Genomic DNA, 21,019 nt, shown 5'->3' with positions numbered 1-21,019 from the left:
AAGGCAATCTTTTACACCTGTGAGGAGCCGGGTCGTACCACCTCTTTGAGTCTTTTGCCGGCCCGAAATCGCGGCATTGGCATCTCCGGTATGTGAATCTCCTCGCCGGTTTGTGGGTTCACGCCACGACGTGCCGCGCGCTTACCAAGATCAAAGGTACCAAAACCGGTAATCGAAACCTTCTCACCCTCCTTTATCGTTTTACCAACGATGTTGGTGAGCTTAACTAAGACCTGTTCCACCTCTCGCTTGCTAAGCGAGGTTTCGCGCGCTAGAGTGTCGATCAATTTCTGCTTGGTCATTGCTCTCCGCCCTCCCCTTACTAAGATCTAGTTTAACAGATATTTAGAGCCTATACCAAGCGATTATGTTGAGTTAATATGTGAGTATGTCATCTACTAAAAAAGAAGATGTTCGACAGACACGAATAGCGATACATAGGGAGTCCTACAGGAAGACCTATTATCTTTCAGCTATCGCAGCTCTTATTCTCTCATTCCTTGTACATTACTTAATCGACGGTCGAGTTAATGGTGAGCCACCAAGCTTATTAGCCCTGGGAGTTTTTATTGCAGGATGGATAGTAATATATTTTTTAATAAAAAGATTTTCGTCTAAGCTGCCGCCAGACTCAAGATGGCGCTTATTTATAGATTAACAAATTATGCGGGGATAACCTGGCGAATCAATTCAATTGATCGCGCCAAAGCGGTTGAGGTGTCAACATCGATTAACACTGCGTTAAACTGACGGCGACCGCCTTCTTCCATTTCGTTGCGCACCTTTGTTTCGGCATTCTTCCAGCGCTGAACGATAATATCAGTCTCCACCCCCAGCGAAGAGTCCAGGGCACCCACCATTCCAACATCGCTAATGTGAGCTGTGCCGCCCGGCAGAACCTGGGCATCGGCCGTTGGTACATGCCAATGGTCGCCAATCACCGCAGTGGCCTTGCCATCAAGATACTGCCCAATCACCACCTTTTCGCTGGAGTAGTCGCCGTGAAAGTTAATTATGGTTGCAGCCAGTTTCTGACCACGGTGCTGCTCCAGTATCTGATCAATGGTCGTCAACGGGTTGAGCACCTCTTTGTCGGCATCACGACCCACGATCTGCCCCTGCAGACTCACAACCAGCACCGTTCCAAAACTGGTCTCAACGGTAGTGTAGCCCTTGCCAGGTGTACCCTCGGTCAGATTAGCAGGGCGAATTACGTTAGCTTTTTGACTAAGCGCATCCAGTCGCATCAACGAATGATTGCCGCCAGTAAAAACTTGAATGCCGGCCTGCTCTAGCTCATCGGCATGATTAACCTGCAAACCTTTGCCATGAGAAACGTTTTCGCCCTGGGCGATAACCAAGTCAACGCTGTGCTTTTTAATTAAATCTGGCAATACCGCCTGAGCTGTCTCCCGCCCTGGCTTGCCGGTAATATCACCAACGTACAAAATCTTCATGGGCTTTACTGTAGCGCTTTTTTGACTCAAATGCTACTTGGCGTACTCAATGGCACGAGTTTCGCGAATCACATTAACCTTAATGACGCCTGGATATTTAAGCGTTGCCTCTACCTTGGTGGCGATATCGCGAGCCAACTTAATGGCAGTTAGGTCATCAATTGCCTCTGGTACTACCAGTACGCGCAGCTCGCGCCCGGCCGAAACAGCGTAGCTTTTTTGGACACCCTTAAAGGTGTTGGCCAAGTTTTCTAGCTCGGTCATGCGCTTGGCGTAATTTTCAAAACTGTCACCCCGAGCACCTGGCCGAGCACCGCTCAGCCCGTCAACCACTCGTACAATTACCGCCTCGGGTGTGGTTGGCTCAATGTCGTCATGGTGGGCCTCAATCGCATGACAGACAGCCTCATCCAAACCATACTTAGCCGCTAAGTCGCGCGAGATGTGATGATGCTGACCTTCAATCTCATGAGTCAGAGCCTTACCCAAGTCATGCAGCAGCGATGCGGTTTTTGCCACCCGCTGGTCGGCGCCAACCTCGGCTGCAATCATACCAGCAAGATTGGCCATCTCAACCGAGTGCTTAAGCACATTCTGACCATACGAGGTGCGGTAACGCAGTTGGCCCAGCAGCTTAACCAGCTCCACCGGCAGCCCAACCACGCCAGCATCCTTAACCGCCTGCTCACCTGCCTCTTTGGTGGTTTTATCGATCTCTTTTTTAGCCTTTTCGACCACCTCTTCAATTCGAGCTGGGTGAATTCGACCATCGGACAGCAGCTTCTCTAGGGTAACCCTGGCAATCTGACGACGAATTGGGTCAAAGCTCGATAGCACAATCACGCCTGGGGTGTCGTCAACCAGGACGTCAACGCCGGTCAGCCTCTCAATCGCCTGAATGTTGCGGCCCTCTTTGCCAATTACTCGACCCTTGAGCTCATCGCTAGGCAGCGGAACCGTGGTAACGGTGCGTTCGGCCGACTGCTCCGACGCGATTCGCTCCATGGCGGTTACCAGCACCATCCTGCCATCCTCCTCGGCCTGTTCTTTGGCCTCCGACTGTAGCTTGGCAATGAGGGCGGTCAGATCATCTTTGGTATCTTTTTCGACCATCTTCATCAACTTTTCTTTGGCCTCTTTTTGGCTGAGCTTGGCAATCTTTTCCAGATTTTGCTCTTGCTTGGCGCGCAACTTTTTTAAATCCTCCTTTAAGTCCGCCAGTCCAGCCTCACTGGCCCGAAGGTTCTCCGATCGCTTATCTAAGTCATCCAACTTACGATCAAGCGTGCTTTCGCGCTGAGCCAGTCTGGTTTCTAAATCGTTTAGTCTCTGACGGCGATCCTTTTCTTCAGCCTTCGCCTCTTCGGCAATCTTTAAGGCCTGTTCCTTGGCTTCAAGCGTCACATCCTGCGCCTTACGCTTAGCCTCATCAACCAACGCTTTAGCCTTAGATGCCGCCGTGTCTGTCTTGCGGCGCGAAACATAGGTTTGAACCCCATAACCTCCGGCGCTCCCCAGCCCAATGCCAGCCAACAATACCAAAATCTCCATAACGCCCTCCCATGTAGGCGCTGAGCGCAGACCCGTCGAATGCGGATACAGATTCATCAAAAACCAGATTGTATATCAGCGTGCGTCGATAGTCTGCAAAGTCAGCACGTTAAAATTCAATACCTCTATTTAAGCTCGCCCGCAACGGCTTCGTCAAGGCAACTTAGCGCTTTGGTTTGGTAATATTCGGCTCCGCCCCATAAAAGGGCACGCATTGCTTGTCATCTTCGCCGTTTGCCAGCTGCGAAGCACCGTCAACCAGCCAGTCGTCATGCTTTGTGCCAGCAATAGGAATGTGCTTTGTAAAAGCGATTGTATTCATTACCGTAATTCCAATGCGGAGACCAGTAAACGAACCAGGTCCCAAAAAAACAACCAGGCCAGTCACGTCATCCCACGTCTGATTGGCCGACTTCAAGAAGCCCTCCAGCCGTCCAAGCAACTCATCGGCCAATCGTCTCTCAGACAGCCATTCCTCCTGTTTTATCTCCTCGCCTGAATCGTTGAGTAAGTACATTTTGGTGATTTCGGAATCGGTTCTAAGTGCCAAATACATCTTTTAGCTCCTGCATTAATTGAGTATAGTGACCGCCCATATCGCTCACTTTTACCACCCGGAGGTCAGCGGTTTCACCATATTCAAGTTCGATCCTCAGCCGCTTATCCGGTAGTTCTCCCGCCCCTTGATCGGCCCATTCAATACAAACAATTTCGTCCGACCTACCCATCAGCTCCTGAACCTCTTGCGTCACCACATCCTGGCCGCCGATCCGGTAGAAGTCGAGATGATGAACCTGCTTACCTGCCGGAATCGGGTAACTGCGATGAACCGTAAAGGTTGGGCTAGAAACCTCGCCCTCGTAGCCAAGATTCTTAAGGAGCAGCTGCACAAAGGTGGTCTTGCCGGCTCCAAGATCACCAACCAGCTCCAGCACATCGCCGCCAGCGAGGTGCTTAGCGATCAGGCCGGCCAGCCGCGAAACGGCTTTTAAGTCGATAGAAGAGGTTTCGAATGTCGTTACGGAATTCATAGGTTGCATATCCTATGGTAAGGATAGCTAGGAGGATAATCAACCAAGTTGCGGGTTGCAAGCGAGCCCCTGCGACTTGCACCGGAGATGATGATCCGGTCTTCTTTTTAGTATTTTTTGGAGCTTTGGAGCTCTTAGCCTTAGCTACTTTTACCTCCGCCGGCTTCTTGGCGGTCGTCTTTTTGGCGGCGATTTTTTTGGGCTTCACTGTAGCTACCAACCCTACCGCAATATTTGGCTTACCGAAAGTTGTTTCCAGCGTCCACCTCCATCCATCAACAAACTTAGCCCAAGATTGGCCGTCAGGGGCCTGACCGTATGTTTCGGTTTGATCAGTCATTGCTCCAGACGGATCAAGTAGCCGAACGGCGCCACCGCTATTAGTCAGACTTAAACCCGTCTGCTCCGACTTAAAAGCAGCATATTCATACGGCCCGATTTGCAAGGGCGGTATAACGTAACTGCTTGTAAAATTGCTCCCCGTGCGTAGCTGGTAGCCCTGAACATTCACTGGAAAAGAATTTGGGTTATATAACTCAATGAACTCATCCTGGTCGTCACTTAGCGGTGAGGCTGGATTAACCAGCAGTTCAGTGATTTCTAAAGCAGGATAAGCCGTTGGTAATGTAGGCACTGCAGGCGTCTCAATTGGGTCCGCCTCCGGAACCGGTATGATCGGATCAAAAGTCTCTATGGCAGATTGAGTGGATTGGGGCTGCGGCTCATCCCGAACCATAAAATCAAGCACATTATTGCCGGTATCGACGCCATTACCGGCTAGCGGGTTAAGTGCACCCGGCATTCGCTCGATGCTTTTACCGCTGGCGGGTGCCGGCATTGGCGTCCCCTCAGCAGCGTTAGCCGTGGTGCCATAACCGACCAAATCACTTACCTTGCCAGCACCATCTTTAACCCTTACATGGCCGCCGGTGCTAGATAGAGTAGAGCTCCATTCACTGTCAGACTCAGGATATAGTTGGCTTGATGCCACTAAATAATAGCCAAACCCCGCCACTGAGCCCGACAATGTGGCTTTGCGCGACCAACTACTCGCTACATCGGTTGAGGTCGCTGATTTATATTCAATAGTCCACCCATCAACCGATACCGGCTGACTACTGGCGTTATATAGCTCAACGAACTCTTGGCTGGCGTTGGCCGGCGTACCGGTCAAGAGCTCGCTGATAACTACCGGACTGCTACCCGCGGCGTTGGCCGCCACTGGAGATACTGTTGATATGACAATAGCCAACGCTACGAAGACACAGATGCTCTGCATGCCTATTCCCCCTTTTACATCGAGCCCTCCATGCCATCACTACGGGATAGCAAAAACATCGTGACAGACCTAGATTAAATATTTATTAAATATAGGTCTTCAACCTGGGAATATTTAATTTTTTAATAGTTCTTATGCTACAATTGGACTATCATGCGGATATCGGATGCGGAGCTAAAAGAGCTGCTCATTACAGGTGGCAAAATCAAACCGGAGGTGATTAAAGAGGCGGAAACCGCCCATGCACAAACCGGTGAGTCTCTGTTGCAAACCGTTATTAAGCGCAAACTTATATCCGAAACCGCCCTACTTAAGCTATACGCCAAGCACATCGATGTCCCCTACGTCGAACTACATAATCTTAAAGTTCCTCGCGATATTTTAACTAAAATTCCGGAGCGAATTGCCCGCAAATACCAGGTGGTTCTGTTTGGTCAACAGGGGTCAACCCTACAACTGGCCATGGCCGATCCAGAGGACTTTCAAGCCGCCGATTTTATTGCTAAGCAGATTGGTCAAAACCTTAAGATTTATGTAGCGGCAGTTAATGATGTACTGGCGGCGATTGATCAGTACAAGGGCAATATCTCTTCCGAGATCACCAAGGCCATCAAGGACAGTAGCGCCGGCGAAGAGGATGCCGCTCAAGAGGTTAGCGCCAAGGACTTGGCCGAAGATGCCCCAATCGCCAAAACCGTTAACATCATTCTTGAATACGCCATTAAGTCTCGAGCCTCGGATGTCCACATTGAACCGCGCGAGAACTTGGTGCAAGTTCGCTTTAGAATCGATGGCGTACTCCAAGAGACCATGACCTTACCAAAGCCAATTTTGGCGGCGGTAATATCGCGTATTAAGATCCTGGCCAATCTTAAAATCGACGAGCATCGCTTGCCTCAAGATGGCCGGTTCAAGTTTGCGGTTGGATCTAAGACCGTGGCGCTGCGCGTTTCTACCCTGCCGGTAATGGATGGCGAAAAGGTGGTAATGCGTATTCTGGATGAGTCGGCGCGGGCGCTGACACTAGATGAGCTTGGCTTTGAAGGCGTTGCCCACGAGGCCATCGAGCACGGCATTCAAAAACCTCACGGCATGGTTCTGGTAACCGGCCCGACCGGCTCCGGTAAGTCGACCACACTATACAGCGTACTTAGCATGCTAAACACACCCGGAGTTAACATCTCAACCATTGAAGATCCGGTTGAATACCGCATTTCCGGTGTCAACCAAACTCAGGTTAACCCTAAGGCCGGTATGACCTTTGCCAGCGGGCTGCGGGCGTTGCTCCGCCAAGACCCCAACGTCATCATGGTGGGAGAAATTCGTGACCGTGAAACCGCCGATCTTGGTATTCAGGCGGCGCTAACCGGGCATATGGTGCTTTCAACCCTGCACACCAACAACGCCGCCACCTCGCTCCCCCGCTTGCTCGACATGAGCATCGAGCCGTTCCTAATCGCTTCTACCGTTAACGTGGTCATCGGGCAGCGCCTGGTTCGCCGTCTCTGCCCCAGCTGTCGGATGGAATATATACCCGACGAAGCCGCCCTCAAGAGCATGAAGCGAGACTTTGACGTCAGCACCGCCCTCACCCAAGTGCGCGAAGAGGCTAAGCAGGCCGAGGAGGAGGCAGCGCCCAAAAAGTCACGCAAGAAGGTGATTCAGCCGCTGCACAAGATTACTGCTAGTAAGTCGATTTTAGATAAAATTGCCGCCGACCCCAACATCCTCAACCGTTCGGCCGAAGGCGGCAACAAGACTACCGACCAAGATGATAGCGACAACCCATCAATTAAGGATGTGGCTGTGGAGCCTAAAAAACTCAAACAGGATCAGTTTGTGCTATATAAGGCCGGTGATGGCTGCGAACACTGTGGCGGCCACGGATATCAGGGTCGAATCGGTATTTATGAGGTTCTTGAGGTTACACCTGATATCCAAAAGCTGATTATCGCCCACACCACTAGTGAGGAAATTCAGCAGGCGGCGGTTAAAAGCGGCATGCTCACCATGCAGCAGGATGGCTTCCTAAAGGCGGTTCGGGGCCTAACCACAGTTGAAGAAATTTTGAGAGTAACTCGCGAGTAGGTTATGGCCAGCTTTACCTATACCGCCAAAGATAAACACGGCACAATTCGCAAAGGGGCGCTGATAGCCACCGATCGCTCCGCCGCTGCCAGCAACTTAATTGAGCGTGGCCTTACTCCTATTTTGGTTCGGGAACAGCAGGCTAAAGGCGGATCGCTAAAACTTCAGTTGCCTTGGTCAAATCGAGTCAGCGTTAAAGATAAGGTGGTGTTTTCGCGTCAGTTTGCCACCATGATCAATGCCGGCATTCCGTTAACTCAGTCGCTAGCTATCCTGCAAGAACAGTCAACCAATAAGAGTTTAAAAAAGGCGCTCGCCGATATTACTAAGCAGGTTGAAGGCGGATCATCGCTCAGCCAAGCTATGTCAGCTCATCCTAAGATTTTTTCTAGTATTTATGTGAACCTAGTTAAGGCCGGCGAAGCGGGTGGACTGCTCGATCAAGTGCTTGAGCGCTTGGCTATTCAGCAAGAAAAGGACTCCGAGCTAATTAGCAAGGTTCGCGGCGCCATGATTTACCCGGGTGTAATCTCGACGGTTACGGTTGGCGTATTTGTGTTCCTGATGGTTGCGATCGTACCGAACCTGGCTAGCATCTTTGAAGGTCTTGGTAGTCAGCTGCCTTGGTACACGCAATTAATGCTGAATATTAGCTCGGTGTTAACTAAGTATGGTCTTTATATATTGGGCACTCTGATCGTTGTGGCAGTTTTTGGCACTCGCTACGTGCGTACCCCGCACGGCAAACGCCAACTTGACCACCTACTACTTAAGACCCCCGTATTTGGGACCATTATTACTAAAATGAATATCGCCCGTTTTGCACGCACCTTTGGTTCGCTAATGTCAGCTGGTATCTCGGTAATAGAAGCGCTTAATATTACCGCTAATTCCCTGGGTAACACCGTGTTCCAGGACAGCTTAGAGGAGGTGGCCCGCAAGGTTAAAGCCGGTAAAACGGTGTCCGAGCCGTTAAAGTCGATGTCGGTTTTCCCACCGGTGGTAAGCCAGATGATGGCGGTTGGCGAAGAAACCGGCAAGCTTGATGAGGTTTTGGTTAAACTGGCAACCTTTTACGAAAAAGAGGTTGATACCATGGTCTCTGGAATCGCCTCTATTATTGAGCCTTTTCTGATCATGGCCTTGGGCGGTATGGTTGGATTTATTGTTATATCGGTGTTCGGTCCGCTCTCCGAGCTGGGCAACGCCATCTGACATTTACTTGACACCGCTGGAAGCGAGGTTTTATAATCTAGTTAATAGAGCTTATGCTTTGTTAAACAAACTAAGACTAATCGCAATTACATAGGAGGTGAGCACTCACATGCGAGCATCATTACTTAAAAAACAGGGCGGTTTCACGCTACTCGAGCTTTTGATCGTCATCGTGATTATTGCCATTTTGGTGGTTCTAATCGTACCTAACTTGGTCAGCGGACCACAGCGAGCCCGTGATTCACAGCGTAAGAGTGACTTGCGTAACATTAAGACCGCGCTCGAAACCTACTACAACGACAGCAACAGCTATCCAACTTCTGGCACCTGGAAGACCGATCTGAGCTCGGGGACCACTCCCTACATGAAGACCGTTCCGGCAGATCCAAAGGGTGGAGCTGACTACACCTACACACCAAGCCCAAGTGGCTGTGCAGCCGGTGCTTGTACCTCCTACACCCTGACTACCACTCTCGAGAACAAGAACGACAAAGAAGCTCCCGGCGGCACCTACACCGTCAACTCAGCTAACTAAGATAGCTTGAGCTTACCACTAGCCCGCCCCCTTGGCGGGTTTTTGGTGTCGGCTATCCATAACGGTTACGCTATAATATTGATATGAGAAGTAGGTGGGCATTCATACAGCGCTCAGACGGTTTTACCTTATTGGAGTCACTGGTTGGCGTAGCTATTGTCGCGATTATGGCAACGGCCGTGGTTAGCGTGTTCGCGACCAACATCGTCACCATGAACCTCAGCCAAAGCCGGAGCACCGGTTTAGCTCTGGCGAACGAAAAGATGGAGTACCTGCGCGATCTGCCTTATGACTCGCTGGCCACCCAACACGGCGCCATTTACCCCGCCGGCAACATTTTGGATACCGAAACGGTAACCCGTAATAATGCCTCCTACCGGGTTGAAACCAGCATCCGCTATGTTGATGATCCCTTTGATGGCAATCTTGACGGCACCATTAACGGCAAGCCGCAAGACCTTTACCCTTACGATTACAAGCAAGCCGAAATCAAGGTTTATACTGCTAAAACCAACGTTAAGGTGGCCACGCTCACTACTAACGTTGCCGCCAAAGCTGCCGAAACCTCCTCTAGCACCGGTATCTTACGCACCAAGGTGCAGGACGCCAACGGTCAGCCGGTGGCCGACGCTACCGTTCACATCACCAACCCATCGGTTAGCCCGGCGGTTGACATTACCACCACCACCGATTCCGGCGGTTTAGTCGTAATCCCCAAGCTGCCGCCCGATAGCAGCAACCGCTACAATATTGTGGTAACCAAAAGCGGTTATAGCACCGAGCAAACCTACGCCGATCCCGCTGGTAGCCAAACCGCTACCTTAGTTAATCCCAATATTTTAGTGCAGCAGATTGCCGATGTCAGCTTTTCTATCGATCGTCTGGCCACCTTATCGATCCAAGCCGTCGATACTGCCGGTGCACCGGTGCCAAACCTCAGCATTACGGTTACCGGCAACAAAACCATTTATGCCAACCCAACCGTTTACAAATACTCTCAAGCGCATCTTACCGATGCCAGCGGGTTGGCTTCGGTTGGCGGCCTTGAATGGGATAGCTACAGCTTTGCCGTACCTAACGGTTACTACATTGTCGCCACCATTCCGTACCAGTCGGTGGTGGTACCGCCACAAGATACAACCTCTATTAAGCTGGTAGTCACCACCGACGCGGCTTGGCCTAGAATCACCGCCATCTCGCCGGTGTCCGACACAACTGGGTCAACCGTCGCCGTTACCATTTCCGGGGCTAATCTAGCCAGCGGTAGTTCGGTGGTGCTCAAGCGATCCGGCTCAACCGATATCAATGCCACCAATGTGGTTGGTAGCGGGGCCAGCCTAACCGCCGACCTTAACCTGTCGGGTGCGGCCACCGGAGACTGGGACGTGGTGATAACCAAGCCAGACGGCAAACAGGTAACACAGACCGGGGGATTTAATGTCGCTACTCCGTAACCGACAGTCGGGCTACTCCTTGCTGGAGCTAGTTATAACTATGGCTATTATTGCTATTCTGGTCACCTCCTTGGTTAACGTTACAATCGGTAGTGCTCGAGGCTATCGCTACCTCCAAACCCAAAGCGATGCGTCGGTTGATCTATCAAACACCTTAAATCGTGTTGCCAAAGTGGTTCGCGGTTCAACTAGCGTAACCGAAGCTCAGTCGAATCGACTTACCGTCTTTGCCTACTTTTCGCCACAAGATACGGTGGTTAAACAAATTACCTATTTTGTTGATGGTAGCGACCTTAAAGCAACCGTTATCCCCCCAAGTGGCAGTGGCCCTAACTACACCTATAACGCCGCCGACGGTAAAACCTACACTCTGGCTCGCAACCTTAACGGTGGTGGCATGGTGTTTAGTTATTTTAACGACACCGGCGCCCAGTTGAGCGGCAGCTTTACTACTACTCAGATTAAGCAAGTTGGCATTACGGTGATAATCAACCCTAATCCCAAGGTGCTGCGCAAACCAATGTCGGCCCAGACCATTGTGACCCTGCGTAACAAGAAGACCAACCTATGAAACACTACCTTCGCAACCAAGCCGGCTTTTCCATTCCAATGATCCTGGGTCTTGCTATGATGCTAAGCGCCATCGGCATTGCTTTAGCTGGAGTGGCGGTCGCCAATCTTCGCTTTTCAACCCATGAGCAGCGGGCTGAGTCGGCGCTACAAATTGCCGAGGCTGGCATCAACTACTACCTTTGGCACCTGGCTCACGATGCCGCCGACTACCAGGACGGCACCGGCGCACCGGCGACCGCACCATACGGCCCCTATGTTCACAACTACACCGACAGCTCCGGCAAGGTTATTGGCACCTACACTCTGTACATCACTCCACCCCCAACCGGATCGACCGTGGTGACCGTTAAGTCGACCGGCCAGGTTAACGGGCTTAAGAGTACTCGCTCAATCGAAGCTAAGCTGGGTATTCCGTCCTTTGCTAGTTACGGCCTGCTAACCGGCACCGAGGTTTGGTTTGGCCAAAACGAAAACACCTCTGGGCCTATTCACTCCAATGTTGGCGTCCATATGGATGGTCAGAATGATGGAGCGGTGACAGCCGCCCGCGAAACCTATAAGCCCAACCCGCAGTTTGGCGGTGACGGCAGCACTAAGGCGGGCGTATGGGGTAATGGTGGGCCCAAGTCGCAGTGGCAGTACCCGGTACCCAGCGTTGACTTCAACGGGGTTACCGCCGACATCCAGGACATGATCACCCAGTCGCAAAGTGGTGGCGTATACCTACCCACCACCAACCGACAAGGGTATTACCTTAAGCTCAAAGCCAACGGCACCATCGACATATACACCGTTCGTAACGAAACCGGTAGCGGCATCCAAACCACCTTTGTCCGCAATCAAGCCGCGCCTGCCAACGGCTGCCTGTACGCCGCCGACAACGTTTGGGTTGATGGAGACGGTTTTACCGGTCGTCTAACCATCGGTAGCGGCCGCCTGCCCGATGTACCGGCTACAAATACCACCATTAAAATTACCAATAATTTGCGCTACGCCGCCAAAAACGGCAGTACCGCACTTGGCCTAATTGCTCAAAAGAATGTTGAGGTAGCCGGCTATGCCCCAAACAATATTGAGATAAATGGCGCCCTTCTAGCCCAAAAAGGACATGTTTGGTACCCCAACAATGGTCCCGTTAAGAGCAATCTCAGTTTCTACGGGTCAATTAGCAGCTACGACTACTGGACTTGGAGCTGGGTTAGCGGCAACCATATAACCTCGGGTTACGGTAGTAATACCACCTCCTTTGACACCAATCTAACCTACTCCCCTCCGCCTTGCTATCCCAACACCAACGCTTTTAGTATTCTCAGCTGGCGCGAGGTTCTTTATCAACCCTAACCGAAACATAAGCTTTTTGGTATAATAGGATTAGAGAGATTGTAACGAGGTGAGTGTGCGAGTTCCCCTAATTTATCGAGAAGCGCCGCGTTTTGGCTTTGATATCGGTACCCATACCATCAAGGTGGTTCAGTTGCGCCGGTCGGGTAACAGTACGGCCGTCCAAGGTTTTGGCTATGCTTACTTTCCGCGCGAGGCAATTGTTGAGGGCATTATTGCCGAACCAGAGCAAATTGCTGAGGTAGTCAGGCCAATGCTGCGTAAACTTAGTTACGGCAAGCTCACCGCCAAGCGGGTTGTCACCGGGCTGCCAACCGCTAAGCTGTTTACGCGCACCCTCAACCTGCCAGCCATGAGCCCTGCCGAGCTTGATCAAGCGATCAGCTACGAGATTGAGCAGTATGTGCCGGTTCCGTTAAATGATCTATATATCGACTACGAGGTCATCCACCCCGCTAGCGGCAAGGATGGTCAAAGTCAGATCTTAACCATCGCCGCCCCTAGAGCGATTGTTGATTCGTACATTCAATTATTCGACCTACTTGGCTTGGAGATCGGGGCCTTAGAATCAGGTATGACGGCGGTGGTTAGAGCGCTGTTGCACAGCGGCGATGCCGGCGGAAGCACCTTGGTGATGGATATTGGCTCACTAGAGACCGATTTAACCATTTACGAAAAGTACACCCCTCTCACCGCCAGCATACCGGTAGGAGGCGATAGCTTTACCGATACTATTACCTCCAAATTAAGCTTAAAGCGCGATCAAGCCAACGAGATTAAGGTTAAGTTTGGTATTGGCGGCAGTGGCTTGCACGATAAAATTCTACCCGCTATCGAGCCCAACCTTCAAACCATTATTAAAGAAGTAAAACGCGTCATTAAGTACTACGAAGAGCGTGGCGATGGCAAACAAAAGGTCACCTCGATTGCCATATCGGGTGGTAGCGCCAGCATGCCGGGGCTGGGAGATTATCTGCAGGCCAAGCTCGGTCTGCCTCTGCGCGTATCTGACCCCTGGCGCAACATCAACACCAAAAAGGCTCACCTTGATACCAACCACGAAGCCCCCTTATACACCACCGCTGTTGGCCTGGCTCTGCGAGGGCTACTATGATCAATCTACTACCACCCGCGTTTAAAAGTGAGCTGCGCTACTCTCGTTACAATGCCAGCCTACTGCGCTACCTTAAATTAACCATCCTAGTCTGCCTGGGCTTGGCGGCTATGCTGTATGGTGGGCGCTGGTATCTCGGCCAACAAACCGCGGCGGTTGAACAAAGAGTCGCCCAAAAGCAAGACTCTATCAAGAAGTACAAGGAGGTTGAGACCAAAGGGGCCGCCCTCAACCAGCGACTTAACTCAATCCAAACCATTCAAAAAAGCCAGGCTAAGTTTTCGGTTCTTTTAACCGACCTAGCCCAGTACATGCCTCAAGGCAGTTCTATCTCAACCATCACCTTGACTGGCGATGACAAAAAGCCGGTTCGCCTAACGGTAAAAGCCGCCGACTATAAAACCGCTTTAGCCTTCCGTGACAGCATCACCAAGTCTAGCCGAGTTAGCGCCGCCGATATCGAAAGTATTAAAAAAGATACCGAAAGTAACTTCTACGTCGTAACGGTGACCTTTAGTTTTAACCCGGGGAAGGCACGCTGATGTCGGCTAAAAAACTATTTTATGCACTCTGCGGGCTACTGGTTGTTATTATTGCCGCCGGGGCTTATGGCTACTACTATGTCAGCCAAGAGCTGTACCGCGACACCGCCACCCTTAGTCAGCGCCTAGCAGACGAGCAAATTGTCGACAAAAAGCTAGATACACTTACTCAGCTGCAGCAGCAGTACCGCCAGCTTGAGCCCACCATCACCAAGGTCTATGACGCTCTGCCGGTCGAAAAGCAGCAGTCACGTTTAGCCTTGCAGCTTCGCGAGATTGCCGGGGTTAGTGGTATGACCCTTGATTCACTTACCTTCTCCCCCTCAACCGTTCCTGGCCCAACCAGCCAGACCGTTAAGGTTGGCGATATTCTGGCCGTACCGGTTACCTTCCAGCTAATTGGCACCTACGATCAACTGCAGCGCTTTTTACAGCTTCAAGAAAACCTCGGTCGCTACACCAATGTCACCTCGCTTAACATTAGCTCCGGTACCAGTAAATCGCTGACCTTTGATGTAACCTTAAACGCCTTTTTAAAGCCATGATAAATCAACAAATCACCATCGCCGACCTCAACCCTAAAAAGCTATTGCCACTAGCATTGCGCTATAAAACACTGCTTACCACCCTAGTAGTGGTGGCGCTGTTTGGCTTTACCGCCTATCAAATCAGCCAGATCACCTCGGTTGAGCCGGACCCAGTCTACCTCCAGGCTAAAGAAAAGGAGGCTAAGACCGCTGGACTTAAGATCAATAAGCAAACGCTTGATCAAGTTACCAAGCTCGACTCCTCCGCCGGCAGCACCACACCGGTGAACGTTGGTAAATCCAACCCGTTCTCGTTTTAGCTTAAGCGGCTACTTAGCTTGATCTAGTCGGCGGCGCAGCTGTCGATGGAGTTGTTGCAGGCGCCTAAGCTTTGCCTGCAGCGCTGAAGCGGGGGTTACCGTTACAACGTCGCTTGAATCTGGGGCCTTAATTGGCTCGGATGACCGCTTCATAGCAAGCTGGCTTGAGCGTCGGCCGGCGGCTCAACCCCTAAATGTAAGTAAGCTTTTTTAGTAACCTTTCTTCCTCGGTTGGTTCGCTCTAGCAACCCTAGCTGCATCAAGTATGGCTCATGAACATCCTCAATCGTCGACTGATCTTCCGAAGTCAACGCCGCGATTGTCTGCAGACCAACCGGTCCACCATCATAATTATCGATGATTGCCTTGAGCAAGCGGCGATCGCTGGCATCCAAACCCAAGTCATCAATTTCGAGCATGCCCAACGCTTCATGCGCCACCTCGGCGGTAATTACCCCGCCATGGCGCACCTGAGCAAAGTCGCGCACCCGCTTAAGTAAGCGGTTGGCAATTCGGGGCGTCAAGCGAGAACGACGGGCAATCTCTATCGCCGCCGCATCCTCTAGCTTAATATCTAATATCCGGGCCGACCGCTTAAGAATTTTTACCATTTCAGCCTCGGTGTAATATTCCAGGCGCTGCACCATGCCAAAGCGATCACGGAACGGCGCTCCCAGCGTACCTACCCTAGTGGTCGCTCCAATAATGGTGAACTTGGGCAGGTCCAGCCGCATCGACTTGGCCGACGGGCCTTTACCCAGCATAATGTCGATGCCAAAATCCTCCATCGCCGGGTACAACACCTCTTCGACCGTTTTGGGTAAACGGTGAATCTCATCAACAAACAAAATATCGCCATCCTGCAAGTTGGTTAAGATTGAGGCTAAATCACCGGCCCGCTCAATGGCTGGCCCAGAAGTAACCCGCAAGCTTGAACCCATCTCGGCCGCGATCACACCAGCCATGGTGGTCTTACCTAGACCGGGAGGGCCATAAAGCAAGATGTGGTCTACCGATTCGGATCGTCCTTTAGCGGCTTCGATCGCAAGCTGCAAAGTATCTTTAAGTAGTTGCTGCCCAATGTAGCTATCAAAAGTTTTGGGGCGCAAAGTCTCTTCCAGCTGCTGCTCAACTGGATCGTCGGTCTGTTCGGCCGCTACCGTAACGCGCTCAATCATGGCTTAAGTATAGCAAATTGACCGTACAAAAGACGAAAGTAGCTTAATAACCCGAAAAGTAGTCGGTCACAATTTGGTTGAATGGCACTCCCGCCTTAATCAGCATCCAGCGATAATTTACCACCATCGCATTAGGGCCAGAGATATACCACCGCCGCTCCTTAAAATCAGGGACGTTTCGCCGTAACATTGCCGCATCAATAAAGCCGGTTTCGCCCTGCCAGCCCTCGGATTTTTGGTCGGTTACAACCTTGGTTAACCGCAGACCAGGAGTGTTAGTCCACAGCTCATCAACCAAGAACTCGGTTGGCTTAGCCGCCGTATACAACATGGCCACATCGCGCTGTTGCTGAGACTGTCCGAGCCATTCCGCCATTGCTACAAACGGCGTTACACCAATACCACCAGCAATCCAGCCTAGCTTTTGATCAGGCGACCGAGGCAGTGTAAAATCACCCTCCATTTTGCCTCCGCCCACCACCGAACCAGCCTTAAGCTGCAACATCGCCCGCTTGTACGAACTCATTGATTCGGGATTAATGCGGGCCATCAGGCGAACCGTCTGGCCGTTAGGAGCAGAGGCAACCGTAAAGAAGCGGCGAGTGCCACGATCATCTGGGCGATGATGCGACAGTGTCCACTCAGAGTACTGGCCCGGCTGATACTTTAACCAATAGTTCGATGTAAAAATAAACTCATACAGAGAAGGCGCGAGTTGAGTGGTTTTGACCCAGCGCAGCGTAATTCGGCGTTTTCCACTAACCGCGTAACCCAACAGGTTACCCGCCACCAAAGCTAGCTCCGGGCTGGAGTCAAGCGGCCCCAGTTGAAACTGCACGCTAAACAATAATCCCACCACCACCGCATAAACCCATTGCCATTTTCTGGTTGGTGGCAGCGTAGTCGGTTCGGTTAGCATCACCGTACCCATAAACACCAATGGCCCGGACAGAACCGCAATTTTTATGGCAGCACCTTTATCGCTACCATCAATAAATGCCGTCACTACCACCACCGCCAGTACCGTTAGCCAAAACAGGCCAACAAGCTGGAATTTATGCAGCTTGCGAATAAGCAACACACCCGCCACAAAAACGACTGGTAGCAAGACCTTACTGCCCACCCACCAAGTTGCACTGGTTAAGCCCAAGAAGCTTACCGTTAATGCTGCAATTGCGGCCGGGTTGAACACGCTCCGCAGTGGCCCAAAAAAGTACTTGGGAGCCACCGCCACCACGCCAGCCGCCACCAACACTAGCAACCCTAGTGGATCGGAGGTTGGCTTAAGGATAAGGAATAAAATTAGCCCGGTTATCAGCGATGCCTCAACGCTGGTCTGGGCCTTAAACAGCAGTGCCAGGATTTGGTTAACACTCCAGCTTACGCCAACCAGGACCGCCGCCGATAGCACCAACGCTACCGGGTCGTAACTCATCAGCCCTAGCAAAGATAAAATTAGAGCTAAGCTACTAATTGTTAGTAGCACATACAAAACCAATCTGTACATCGTGATTGAGTTTAAGACGGCGTCAACGTAATCGATGATTGGCTTCATAACTCTATTGTATACCCTTTGGCTTAAAAATTGCCGGCTCCAAGGCGGACGAAGCAACCATATGGCCGCCCTTATCTATTAGCGCGTACTCAAAACTGCCAAGCTGGTGCAGCTGATCGGGAGTGCTAAAAAAGAGCGCTGTTGCGGCCATGTCGGCCAGAGCGGTAGTATCGGCCACCGCCCAAGTTGCCACCACACGATCGGTAGATTTTTGGGCGGCTGGATCCATAACGTGATGATAATCGCCCCACCGCCGCCGGTTGGTTGCCGAAGCGCAAAGACTTTTATTACGCAGCTCAAACACCCCAATCGCCTTGGTGCTGTCGGTCGGGTCCTCCAAGCCAACCCTTAACGGCGAGCGGCCCCGGTGACGCATGTCCCCTCCAGCATTAACCAGGTACTGCCTGTAGCCATGCCGCTCAAGCACCTCGCCAACCAAGTCAACCAGGTAACCCTTGCCGGCGGCGCCAAAATCAAGCTGTACCGGCTGCCTGGTGGTTAAGGTGGTGCCACTAAAACTCATCACCTCATCCCAATCTGGAACCGTGCGAATTGGGCGCTGCTTAAAGCTATAATCCCGGTCGTAACCGGCGTCAGCCATCATGCCGCCAATCAGCGGTGTAACCAAGCCTACGGTCAGCTCATAAGCCGTTCGATATAGTTTAAACAGCTCGACCGAGTCATCAGGGAATTGATACTTACCAGGAGATTTAGCGATTTGCGAAACCAGCGAATCGGGCCGAAAGCGCGAATAGATTTGGTCGAATTGATCTATGCGCCGATCGATTGCAAGCTTAATTTCTTTATGGCCGCTCGGCGATAAATCATCGTAAATCTCAATCTTCCAGCTGGTGCCAATCGCCTTAAACTCAAAGCCGGTCGAGCCCATCCTAGGAGCTCGCTTGAGTCCGAATACTGTCCACCGCCTCGTTAAAGCCGCCGGAGGTGAGCGATGAGCCGGCCACCACATCAAGTTTAAGTTCGGATAAGCTACGGCCAACCACGCTGCTCTTGTAGCTTTTAGCAAACTCCATCTGGTAAGCCCGGGAGTCATGATCGGCCGGCTGCTGCGAAACCGAACTATCGGTTACCACTCCGCCCTTTACCGTTAAAGTAACGTCAATCGCTTCGGTTCCACCCGGTGTCGCATAATCTCCCTCCGCCGAATAGGTGCCGTCTTTAAACTGCGTGCTTGAACTAGTGGCTGAGGCACCGGTCGAAGAAGTGGATGCTTCGGTCGCGGTTGAGGAAATGCCGGCCTGATTATTGACAGGTGAACTGGACTTGATAATATAGGCGCTTAAAATGCCAAACAGTAGCAGCGCTATCACCGCTACCGGCACCGCATATTTAGTTTTTGGAGCTGAGGCGAGTTGGCTCATGTTAATTCTTTCTTAGTTATTTTTATATTTAGCCATATTAAGCTTAAAGATTCCTGAGAGCCAATCTTACTCGCTCTTGCTCGTCGGTCACCTCGCTGGGTAGAGATGAAACCGCCGCCGCCGCCTGGGCCGGCTTATAGCCTAAGCCAATTAGTGCCTGGTAGGCAGGATCTTCGCTACCGACCCCGCCGCCCGTAAGCTCAACCCCAATCTCTCCGCCAGCCTCAACCTTGTTCTTTAATTCAACCATTATGCGCTCAGCCGTTTTTTTACCAACCCCCGACACATTTTTAAACAAGCTGGAGTCACCCGAAGCGATTGCGGCGCGTAGTCGCTCGCCAGTGGCCGCGCTCATAACCTGCATCGCGACCTTGGGGCCCACACCGTTAACACTTAACAGCAAAATAAATAACTCTTTATCGGAGCGACTATTAAAGCCGAATAACTGATGTGAGTCCTCGCGAATGTGCTCGTAAACATAAAACTTGGTTGTAGAGCCAATTGCCGCGGCACCCCAGTCGGCCACCGATACCACTACCTCGTACCCAATGCCACCTAGCTCAACCACAACGCTGCCGGCCAGCTTTTCGGCCACCGCTCCCTCAATCGTTGCGATCATGCTCTAACTCCCACGCCCTGGTTGGCGTGCGTGATTGCAATTGCCAGTCCATCGGCCGCATCATCCGGTTTTGGTATGCCATCTAGCTGTAAAATCATCTTAACCATCTCTTGAACCTGTTTTTTATCGGCCTTGCCGTACCCAGTTACCGCCTGTTTAACCTGCAGCGGGGTATATTCGTGAAGCGGCAGAGCATGCCGGCCAGCCGCCAGCAAAACCACGCCACGAGCCTGGCCAACCGTGATGGCGGTGGTAACATTGGTCGCAAAGTAAAGCTGCTCCACCGCTACCATATCCGGGTTGTGCTCGGTGATCAGCTGCTCCAGGCACTCATCAATTCTAACCAGCCGGCGGTGCATCTCCTCGTCCGGTGTGGTTGAAATCACCCCGGCATCAACAAATCTAAGTTTATCACCCTGCTTTTCAATCACACCAAACCCGGTCGTAGCGGTTCCGGGGTCGATGCCAAGAATTTTCATGCCAAAGCCTTGGCCGTCTCTTCATCGAAATCAAAGTTTGCATGAGTTGCAGTAACGTCATCCATATCGTCAAGCGTGTCCATCAGCTTAATAATCTGTTGGGCGGTTTTTTGATCGCTGATTACGATGGTGTTTTTAGGAATGTAAGCCAGCTCGGCCGACTCTGGCGTGTAACCCATTTCGGTCAACTTGGTCTGAACCGCATTGAGTTCCTTGGGGTTGGTATATACGATCAGCTCGTCCTCATCCTCATCCACATCAACCGCCCCGGCCTCAATCGCGTCCAACGTGGCAGCCTCGATGTCACTTGGCTTTAGGCGAAGAGTTCCACGGTAGTCAAACTGGTACGCCACCGAGCCGGCATCGGCCATGCGACCACCCGACTTACTTAAGGCGGTGCGGACCTCAGGGCCGGTGCGATTGCGATTATCGGTCGCCACCTCAATAATGAGCGCCACCCCGCCCGGGCCGTAGCCCTCATAAGTAATCTCTTCAATCTGATCTCCGCCCAACTGACCCGAGCCACGCTTAATTGAGCGCTCAATGTTAGCGGCCGGCATGTTAGAGGCTTTGGCTTTTTGAATTGCCAGGCGCAACGAAAAATTAGTCTCCGGATCGCTACCGCCCTTTTTAGTAGCCAGCGCAATGGCGTTAGCCAACTTAGTAAACGCTGCTCCGCGCTTGGCGTCAGCGGCCGCTTTTTGATGTTTAATTGAGTGCCATTTTGAGTGTCCGGACATGTTTGTTTACTCCTTCTGCCGTCGTTTGAGTTGTGGATA

General features: G+C 51.6%; 22 protein-coding genes. 10 read left to right on the top strand and 12 right to left on the bottom strand.

The annotated features are described in order from the left end of the window. Positions 1–11 precede the first annotated feature (11 nt). The 6 genes from EPO04_03910 to EPO04_03885 all read right to left on the bottom strand — a co-directional run bounded on the left by EPO04_03910 (position 12) and on the right by EPO04_03885 (position 5,318). Positions 12–302 (bottom strand): HU family DNA-binding protein, encoded by a 291-nt coding sequence (locus tag EPO04_03910; GenBank protein ID TAK89215.1) that lies wholly within the window; start codon positions 300–302, stop codon positions 12–14. Between the two features lie 360 nt (positions 303–662). Next, the gene (locus EPO04_03905; GenBank protein ID TAK89214.1) at positions 663–1,457 is read right to left on the bottom strand and encodes a YmdB family metallophosphoesterase; all 795 of its coding nucleotides are present in this window, start codon (positions 1,455–1,457) and stop codon (positions 663–665) included. A gap of 33 nt (positions 1,458–1,490) precedes the next feature. Further along, positions 1,491–3,008 carry a ribonuclease Y gene (gene rny, locus EPO04_03900; protein TAK89213.1) on the bottom strand — a complete coding sequence of 506 codons (1,518 nt, stop codon included), beginning with the start codon at positions 3,006–3,008 and terminating at the stop codon, positions 1,491–1,493. Positions 3,009–3,171: 163 nt separating this feature from the next. After that, entirely contained in the window at positions 3,172–3,564 is a 393-nt protein-coding gene (gene tsaB, locus EPO04_03895) for a tRNA (adenosine(37)-N6)-threonylcarbamoyltransferase complex dimerization subunit type 1 TsaB (GenBank protein ID TAK89212.1), read from the bottom strand. Next, on the bottom strand, positions 3,548–4,048 hold the full coding sequence (tsaE, locus tag EPO04_03890; GenBank protein TAK89211.1) for a tRNA (adenosine(37)-N6)-threonylcarbamoyltransferase complex ATPase subunit type 1 TsaE: 501 nt from the start codon (positions 4,046–4,048) through the stop codon (positions 3,548–3,550). Before tsaE ends, tsaB begins: the two co-directional genes overlap by 17 nt. Beyond that, the gene (locus tag EPO04_03885; GenBank protein TAK89210.1) at positions 3,963–5,318 is read right to left on the bottom strand and encodes a lamin tail domain-containing protein; all 1,356 of its coding nucleotides are present in this window, start codon (positions 5,316–5,318) and stop codon (positions 3,963–3,965) included. Before EPO04_03885 ends, tsaE begins: the two co-directional genes overlap by 86 nt. Before the next feature lie 153 nt (positions 5,319–5,471). Between EPO04_03885 and EPO04_03880 the strand changes: the two genes are divergently transcribed. From EPO04_03880 to EPO04_03835, 10 genes are all read left to right on the top strand, one after another. Continuing rightward, positions 5,472–7,406, top strand: coding sequence for a type II/IV secretion system protein (locus tag EPO04_03880; protein ID TAK89209.1), 1,935 nt, complete (start codon positions 5,472–5,474; stop codon positions 7,404–7,406). Between the two features lie 3 nt (positions 7,407–7,409). Beyond that, positions 7,410–8,621 (top strand): type II secretion system F family protein, encoded by a 1,212-nt coding sequence (locus EPO04_03875; protein TAK89208.1) that lies wholly within the window; start codon positions 7,410–7,412, stop codon positions 8,619–8,621. A 109-nt stretch (positions 8,622–8,730) separates the two neighbouring features. Next, entirely contained in the window at positions 8,731–9,156 is a 426-nt protein-coding gene (locus EPO04_03870) for a prepilin-type N-terminal cleavage/methylation domain-containing protein (protein ID TAK89207.1), read from the top strand. Positions 9,157–9,239: 83 nt separating this feature from the next. Next, positions 9,240–10,610, top strand: coding sequence for a prepilin-type N-terminal cleavage/methylation domain-containing protein (locus EPO04_03865; GenBank protein TAK89206.1), 1,371 nt, complete (start codon positions 9,240–9,242; stop codon positions 10,608–10,610). Then, entirely contained in the window at positions 10,594–11,181 is a 588-nt protein-coding gene (locus EPO04_03860) for a prepilin-type N-terminal cleavage/methylation domain-containing protein (GenBank protein ID TAK89205.1), read from the top strand. The genes EPO04_03865 and EPO04_03860 overlap by 17 nt, the downstream gene beginning before the upstream one ends. Then, positions 11,178–12,524: a hypothetical protein gene (locus EPO04_03855; protein TAK89204.1), complete on the top strand. Its 1,347-nt coding sequence runs from the start codon at positions 11,178–11,180 to the stop codon at positions 12,522–12,524. Before EPO04_03860 ends, EPO04_03855 begins: the two co-directional genes overlap by 4 nt. A gap of 49 nt (positions 12,525–12,573) precedes the next feature. Continuing rightward, positions 12,574–13,638 carry a type IV pilus assembly protein PilM gene (gene pilM / locus EPO04_03850; protein TAK89203.1) on the top strand — a complete coding sequence of 355 codons (1,065 nt, stop codon included), beginning with the start codon at positions 12,574–12,576 and terminating at the stop codon, positions 13,636–13,638. Beyond that, a complete protein-coding gene (locus EPO04_03845) occupies positions 13,635–14,180 on the top strand; it encodes a hypothetical protein (GenBank protein TAK89202.1) in 546 nt (181 codons plus the stop codon). The genes pilM and EPO04_03845 overlap by 4 nt, the downstream gene beginning before the upstream one ends. Continuing rightward, positions 14,180–14,725, top strand: a complete 546-nt coding sequence (locus EPO04_03840; protein TAK89201.1) for a hypothetical protein — start codon at positions 14,180–14,182, stop codon at positions 14,723–14,725. The genes EPO04_03845 and EPO04_03840 overlap by 1 nt, the downstream gene beginning before the upstream one ends. Further along, positions 14,722–15,027 (top strand): hypothetical protein, encoded by a 306-nt coding sequence (locus EPO04_03835; protein ID TAK89200.1) that lies wholly within the window; start codon positions 14,722–14,724, stop codon positions 15,025–15,027. The genes EPO04_03840 and EPO04_03835 overlap by 4 nt, the downstream gene beginning before the upstream one ends. Before the next feature lie 149 nt (positions 15,028–15,176). Here the strand turns inward: EPO04_03835 and ruvB are convergent, their stop codons facing one another. The 6 genes from ruvB to EPO04_03805 form a co-directional block, all read right to left on the bottom strand. Next, positions 15,177–16,205, bottom strand: coding sequence for a Holliday junction branch migration DNA helicase RuvB (ruvB, locus tag EPO04_03830; GenBank protein ID TAK89199.1), 1,029 nt, complete (start codon positions 16,203–16,205; stop codon positions 15,177–15,179). A 43-nt stretch (positions 16,206–16,248) separates the two neighbouring features. Continuing rightward, on the bottom strand, positions 16,249–17,760 hold the full coding sequence (locus EPO04_03825; protein ID TAK89198.1) for an FAD-dependent oxidoreductase: 1,512 nt from the start codon (positions 17,758–17,760) through the stop codon (positions 16,249–16,251). Positions 17,761–17,764: 4 nt separating this feature from the next. Next, positions 17,765–18,814 carry an FAD:protein FMN transferase gene (locus EPO04_03820; protein ID TAK89197.1) on the bottom strand — a complete coding sequence of 350 codons (1,050 nt, stop codon included), beginning with the start codon at positions 18,812–18,814 and terminating at the stop codon, positions 17,765–17,767. Positions 18,815–19,185: 371 nt separating this feature from the next. Beyond that, the gene (gene ruvA / locus EPO04_03815; protein TAK89196.1) at positions 19,186–19,761 is read right to left on the bottom strand and encodes a Holliday junction branch migration protein RuvA; all 576 of its coding nucleotides are present in this window, start codon (positions 19,759–19,761) and stop codon (positions 19,186–19,188) included. Further along, positions 19,758–20,240, bottom strand: a complete 483-nt coding sequence (ruvC, locus tag EPO04_03810; GenBank protein ID TAK89195.1) for a crossover junction endodeoxyribonuclease RuvC — start codon at positions 20,238–20,240, stop codon at positions 19,758–19,760. Before ruvC ends, ruvA begins: the two co-directional genes overlap by 4 nt. Next, a complete protein-coding gene (locus EPO04_03805) occupies positions 20,237–20,980 on the bottom strand; it encodes a YebC/PmpR family DNA-binding transcriptional regulator (protein TAK89194.1) in 744 nt (247 codons plus the stop codon). Before EPO04_03805 ends, ruvC begins: the two co-directional genes overlap by 4 nt. Positions 20,981–21,019 lie beyond the last annotated feature (39 nt).

Source organism: Patescibacteria group bacterium (genome assembly GCA_004297735.1).
Lineage (GTDB): Bacteria > Patescibacteriota > Saccharimonadia > UBA4664 > SCTI01 > SCTI01.
The sequence above is the reverse complement of the archived record's forward strand: the minus strand, read 5'-3'. Positions and strand labels throughout refer to the sequence as shown.

What these genes read in the sequence shown, in the direction of transcription:
- EPO04_03910 (TAK89215.1), bottom strand. Translation starts at nt 302, where the DNA reads ATGACCAAGCAGAAATTGATCGACACTCTAGCGCGCGAAACCTCGCTT.
- EPO04_03905 (TAK89214.1), bottom strand. Translation starts at nt 1,457, where the DNA reads ATGAAGATTTTGTACGTTGGTGATATTACCGGCAAGCCAGGGCGGGAG.
- rny (TAK89213.1), bottom strand. Translation starts at nt 3,008, where the DNA reads ATGGAGATTTTGGTATTGTTGGCTGGCATTGGGCTGGGGAGCGCCGGA.
- tsaB (TAK89212.1), bottom strand. Translation starts at nt 3,564, where the DNA reads ATGTATTTGGCACTTAGAACCGATTCCGAAATCACCAAAATGTACTTA.
- tsaE (TAK89211.1), bottom strand. Translation starts at nt 4,048, where the DNA reads ATGCAACCTATGAATTCCGTAACGACATTCGAAACCTCTTCTATCGAC.
- EPO04_03885 (TAK89210.1), bottom strand. Translation starts at nt 5,318, where the DNA reads ATGCAGAGCATCTGTGTCTTCGTAGCGTTGGCTATTGTCATATCAACA.
- EPO04_03880 (TAK89209.1), top strand. Translation starts at nt 5,472, where the DNA reads ATGCGGATATCGGATGCGGAGCTAAAAGAGCTGCTCATTACAGGTGGC.
- EPO04_03875 (TAK89208.1), top strand. Translation starts at nt 7,410, where the DNA reads ATGGCCAGCTTTACCTATACCGCCAAAGATAAACACGGCACAATTCGC.
- EPO04_03870 (TAK89207.1), top strand. Translation starts at nt 8,731, where the DNA reads ATGCGAGCATCATTACTTAAAAAACAGGGCGGTTTCACGCTACTCGAG.
- EPO04_03865 (TAK89206.1), top strand. Translation starts at nt 9,240, where the DNA reads ATGAGAAGTAGGTGGGCATTCATACAGCGCTCAGACGGTTTTACCTTA.
- EPO04_03860 (TAK89205.1), top strand. Translation starts at nt 10,594, where the DNA reads ATGTCGCTACTCCGTAACCGACAGTCGGGCTACTCCTTGCTGGAGCTA.
- EPO04_03855 (TAK89204.1), top strand. Translation starts at nt 11,178, where the DNA reads ATGAAACACTACCTTCGCAACCAAGCCGGCTTTTCCATTCCAATGATC.
- EPO04_03845 (TAK89202.1), top strand. Translation starts at nt 13,635, where the DNA reads ATGATCAATCTACTACCACCCGCGTTTAAAAGTGAGCTGCGCTACTCT.
- EPO04_03840 (TAK89201.1), top strand. Translation starts at nt 14,180, where the DNA reads ATGTCGGCTAAAAAACTATTTTATGCACTCTGCGGGCTACTGGTTGTT.
- EPO04_03835 (TAK89200.1), top strand. Translation starts at nt 14,722, where the DNA reads ATGATAAATCAACAAATCACCATCGCCGACCTCAACCCTAAAAAGCTA.
- ruvB (TAK89199.1), bottom strand. Translation starts at nt 16,205, where the DNA reads ATGATTGAGCGCGTTACGGTAGCGGCCGAACAGACCGACGATCCAGTT.
- EPO04_03825 (TAK89198.1), bottom strand. Translation starts at nt 17,760, where the DNA reads ATGAAGCCAATCATCGATTACGTTGACGCCGTCTTAAACTCAATCACG.
- EPO04_03820 (TAK89197.1), bottom strand. Translation starts at nt 18,814, where the DNA reads ATGACTCCCGGGCTTACCAGATGGAGTTTGCTAAAAGCTACAAGAGCA.
- ruvA (TAK89196.1), bottom strand. Translation starts at nt 19,761, where the DNA reads ATGATCGCAACGATTGAGGGAGCGGTGGCCGAAAAGCTGGCCGGCAGC.
- ruvC (TAK89195.1), bottom strand. Translation starts at nt 20,240, where the DNA reads ATGAAAATTCTTGGCATCGACCCCGGAACCGCTACGACCGGGTTTGGT.
- EPO04_03805 (TAK89194.1), bottom strand. Translation starts at nt 20,980, where the DNA reads ATGTCCGGACACTCAAAATGGCACTCAATTAAACATCAAAAAGCGGCC.